Origin of the sequence: Clostridium sp. (assembly GCF_040797585.1) — a bacterium.
Lineage (GTDB): Bacteria > Bacillota > Clostridia > Clostridiales > Clostridiaceae > Clostridium_Z.
Genome location: NZ_JBFNEO010000220.1, coordinates 1 through 4,520, shown reverse-complemented (window position 1 = coordinate 4,520; position 4,520 = coordinate 1). Strand labels below are relative to the sequence as shown.

Annotated in this window: 6 protein-coding genes and 1 other RNA gene; 6 read left to right on the top strand and 1 reads right to left on the bottom strand. The window is 28.6% G+C overall.

What is annotated here, in order from left to right; all coding sequences use genetic code 11:
* Window positions 1-540: protein kinase (locus AB2369_RS11640; protein ID WP_367666647.1), on the bottom strand; the 540-nt coding region annotated here is incomplete at its 3' end.
* A 175-nt stretch (window positions 541-715) separates the two neighbouring features.
* Between AB2369_RS11640 and ssrS the strand changes: the two genes are divergently transcribed.
* From ssrS to AB2369_RS11610, 6 genes are all read left to right on the top strand, one after another.
* Window positions 716-912, top strand: a non-coding RNA gene (gene ssrS, locus AB2369_RS11635) — 6S RNA.
* Window positions 913-1,243: 331 nt separating this feature from the next.
* Window positions 1,244-1,681, top strand: coding sequence for a peptide-methionine (R)-S-oxide reductase MsrB (gene msrB, locus AB2369_RS11630; RefSeq protein ID WP_367666646.1), 438 nt, complete (start codon window positions 1,244-1,246; stop codon window positions 1,679-1,681).
* Between the two features lie 233 nt (window positions 1,682-1,914).
* Entirely contained in the window at window positions 1,915-2,436 is a 522-nt protein-coding gene (locus AB2369_RS11625; protein ID WP_367666645.1) for a peroxiredoxin, read from the top strand.
* Between the two features lie 131 nt (window positions 2,437-2,567).
* Complete coding sequence (locus AB2369_RS11620; protein WP_367666644.1) at window positions 2,568-3,401, top strand: sulfurtransferase; 834 nt, start codon at window positions 2,568-2,570, stop codon at window positions 3,399-3,401.
* 74 nt (window positions 3,402-3,475) lie between these two features.
* Complete coding sequence (locus AB2369_RS11615) at window positions 3,476-3,649, top strand: HTH domain-containing protein (RefSeq protein ID WP_367666643.1); 174 nt, start codon at window positions 3,476-3,478, stop codon at window positions 3,647-3,649.
* 262 nt (window positions 3,650-3,911) lie between these two features.
* Window positions 3,912-4,520 (top strand): aromatic acid exporter family protein (locus AB2369_RS11610; RefSeq protein ID WP_367666642.1); only part of this gene is annotated, 609 nt, incomplete at its 3' end.

The following is a 4,520-nucleotide window of genomic DNA, read 5'->3' as shown; positions in this document are numbered from 1 at the left end:
ATATAACTCTTTATCATAATCATTAAGGATACTTAAGAATATAGATAATTGACCTTTTTTTTCAATTCCTTTCATAAGATGCCTGGGGTAAGGGACGTTTTTGGTATAGGATTGCTTAGGGTCAATAATTTTTAAAGTTAAGTCGCTTTGAACATATAAATCCTTACAACGAATATCTAATTTCTTAAATTCAAGTTTTTCAAAATCTTTTATAAGATTTATTAAGTTTATACAAAGTACTCTATCAAGTTTATGTTTTTTTAAATATTTATCTAATCGTTTTCCACCTACATAATCTCTTATTATGTAGTTTTCACCACGTTCATACACCTTAGGAAAATGAGGACTTTTTTTTGAAGCTTTTTTTAATATAAAATATTCATCATCGCATACCTTTTTTCTACCAAATACTTTCATAACCCTACCATTTGGAAGTAGATATACTATACCATTGTTACCATGACCAAGAACCTCACTTTCTCTAAGGTATTTTTCTATGTTTACACTCCATTTTAAAAAAAATCCCTGTCTTCTAGTCATAATAAACCTCTTAATATTATTCTTATGGTCAGTATATTCATACTCTTTTGGAATAGTTACTAAAATATGGAATAAAACCTAAGGGGTTTCTAATCTATAATAATATCCATAAAAAAATATATTGAAATGAAATTATAATGTGATATAATCATATTAGAAAAGAAATTAAATAGATTTTAATCTGAGGTATGCGAGAAGCTCTTATTTTGAACCTACAGTACTTAAAAGGGAGTTCAATATTTAAAGGTGAATTTGTAGTCCTATAAGTCCTACTATTTTTACTAGGCCTGGAGAGATTGAAGCCTTTGTGCGAGCACCCACCTATCAGAGTGATAGGTGTCAAAATCAGGGCGCCGGTATTTTGGATTATAACATTGAATTTTATTTAAGGGGAGCTTAATCAAGCTCTCCTTTTTGCATTTCATGAATTCTTTTATCTTCAAACAATATACCTTAAAATTTACAATATAAGATTTAGATTATTTTTTATAAAAATATATATTTAAGTTGATTATCGATTACTTAATAGAAATTGTGTTCTATATCTATGTTTTATCTAAATATAAAAATTTTCGTACCAAATTTCAGAATACCTAATACATTATCTTAGTGTGGTTTACAGAAATTAAAATATAAAAATTTTTATAGGATTCTAAAATCAATTCTCTAAAATAAAATTTAATTAAAAGAAAGGAGAATACATATGAATAAATATAATAAAGAGGAATTAAAAAATAATCTTACTTCTATACAATATAAGGTGACTCAAGAGAATGCTACAGAAAGACCTTTTGATAATGAATTTTGGAACCATAAGGAAAAAGGTATATATGTTGATATAGTATCAGGAGAGCCACTTTTTACATCCTTAGATAAATTTGATTCTGGATGCGGATGGCCATCTTTTACCCGACCTATAACAAGGAAGAATATTATTGAAAAGGCTGATTTTACTCATAATATGCATAGAATTGAGGTAAGGAGTAAAGAGGGGGATTCTCATTTAGGCCATGTATTTAATGATGGACCTTTAGAAGAAGGGGGACTTAGATATTGTATAAATAGTGCTTCTTTAAGATTTATATCCTATGAAAATCTTGAAGAAGAGGGCTATGAAGAGTATATAGGGGTTTTCAGGTAATTTTTGGAGAAATATCATGAACTATTATAACTCTGCTAATGTATTTATATGTAAAATACTAATAAAATATATTAATTGAAAAAGATTATTAAAAACATTTAATAATCTATTGACAAATTTTATGAGAACTATTATCATAATAACCAAGGACTTAAATAATAATTATTATTATTTAGTAATGAGTAAACATATTTTATTAGAATTTTAAATAAATTTTTAGGAGGTTTTTTATTATGGAAAGATTAGTAGGAAATGTAGCTCCATGTTTTAACATGAAAGCAGTAAATGGAGAAGGTACTGAGTTTATAACTGTTAAGAAGGATGACTATAAAGGAAAGTGGCTTGTTATGTTCTTCTACCCACTAGATTTCACTTTTGTTTGTCCAACAGAAATAACAGGATTTAGTAAGAGAGTTGAAGATTTCAAGGCAGAAGGAGCAGATATACTAGCAGTAAGCTGTGATAGCGAATTCTCTCACCAAGCTTGGATAAAGGGAGATCTTGGAAAGTTAGCATTCCCAATAGCATCAGACTTCACTAAGTCAGTAGCTAAAGATTATGGAATTTTAGTTGAAGAAGATGGAGTAGCATTAAGAGGATTATTCATAATAGATCCAGAAGGTAATGTAAGATACTCTGTTGTTCATGACTTAAATGTAGGTAGAAGTGTTGATGAGACATTAAGAGTATTAAAGGCTTTAAAAAATGGAGGATTATGTCCAATAGATTGGAATGAAGGAGATGACACTCTATAATTTAAAGTTTATATAAATAATTTCATTCAAGTAGTTTCAAAGGCATCTATGTTAACATAGATGCCTTATTGTTATTGTATTTTTTATAATATATAATTAATTATATACTATAATTAAGGGGGATTTATTTTATGAAAAACTTAGTTAGTACAGATTGGGTAAAGGAAAACTTAGATAAAAAAAATATTGTATTATTTGATTGTAGATTCTCTCTCATGGACCCTGATTATGGAGAAAAGGCTTATAAAAAAGAACATATAGAGGGAGCCATAAAAATAAGCTTAGATAAAGATTTGGCTTCAGAGATTAAAGAACATGGAGGTAGACATCCTCTTCCAGATATTAATAATTTTAAAGGTTTCATGGAGAATTTAGGGGTTTCTAATGACTCCACAGTAATAATATATGATGATGGAGATTTAGCAGGAGCTTCAAGGCTTTGGTGGATTCTTAAATATATTGGGATAGAAAAGGTTTATATAATGGAGGGTGGAATACAGCAGTGGAATCTAGAGAGTTATCCAACTACTGATGAGGAAACAGTTATAAAGGATAGAGGAAATATAAATGTAAGGCTTAACGAAAAATTACTATGTGATATGGATTATGTAAAAGATAGGATGAATCATGAGAATACTATCATAATAGATTCAAGAGCTAGAGAGAGATACCTTGGAGAAGTTGAACCTATGGATAAAAAAGCAGGGCATATACCAGGAGCAAAAAATTATGATTGGACTCATAACTTTAAAGAGCTTAAGGTGCTTTCAAAAGATGAGTTAAGAGAGAGATTTAAAGAAGTTAAGAATTATGATGAAGTTATAGTTCATTGTGGATCAGGTATAACAGGATGTGTTAATGTTCTAATGCTTCAGGAAATTGGTATAGATTCTAAACTATATGGAGGTAGCTGGAGCGATTGGTGTAGTTATGAGAATAATCCAGTTAGCACCACAGAAGAATAGGATAATATATATTATAGAATTATAATTATTATTATGGTATAATTTTCATACAATACTTTATAGGGGGAGATACCATGGAAATAAAAGATAAAGTTTTAGATTTATTAAAGAATAGCGAACCTTTAAAAGCAGGAGAGATTTCAGAAAAATTAGGCGTGGATAAGAAAGAAGTAGATAAGGCAATAAAAGATCTAAAGAAGGAAGAGAAGATAACATCTCCTAAGAGATGCTTTTATTCAGCGGTTTAAAGAGTATATCTTTTAAGAATAAAAACACTTAAAGTAATAGACACTATGGATTCCATAGTGTCTATTACTTTAAGTGCTTAAGATGAAATTTTTAATATTTACCATAGTATGATACAATATTAAAAAATTAACTTTTTATAATTAACTATAGATAAACCACATAACAATTAAAACTACATCACTAGCTACCGTTATTTAATATATATTTAAGAGGTGAGTTTTGAAGTGCTTTATCTATATTTTAAAAGTTAGGAGGATGGCAATGAAGATAGGTATGAGGATAGTTAAGACATCAATAGCTGTATTTTTCTCCATAGTAGTATCTAGGATGTTAGGTTTAGGAAGTGGTTTTTTTGCCTCTATAGCAGCAGTTATATCTATGGAGAGTTCTATTATATATTCATTTAGGGCAGGAATTAATAGAATTATCGGTACTATATTAGGAGCTTCGGTAGGTCTTACATTTGCTTTAATTTCTCCTGGAAATCCATTTTTAGCAGCCATAGGTATATTTATAGTAATATCTTTATGTAAGTATTATAAATGGAATAAGGCTATTACCATATCTACCACTGTTTTTTGTGCCATAATGGTAAATTTAGATGGTAGAGATCCTTTCCTATATGCTAGTCATAGAGTAATAGAGACATTCATTGGAATAATCATAGCTTTAATTGTAAATTATTCTATAAAGCCACCAAATCATAATAGAAAAATTGAAATTCAATATAAAAAGATTAAGAATATACTTCTTATTATAATAGAGGATTTTATATTAAATCATGACAAGGAAGATTTATCTGGAGCGAGAGCAGAGATATTAAAGTTTGAAACTATGCTTAAAATCTATGAAGATGAGATTCTTATAAGT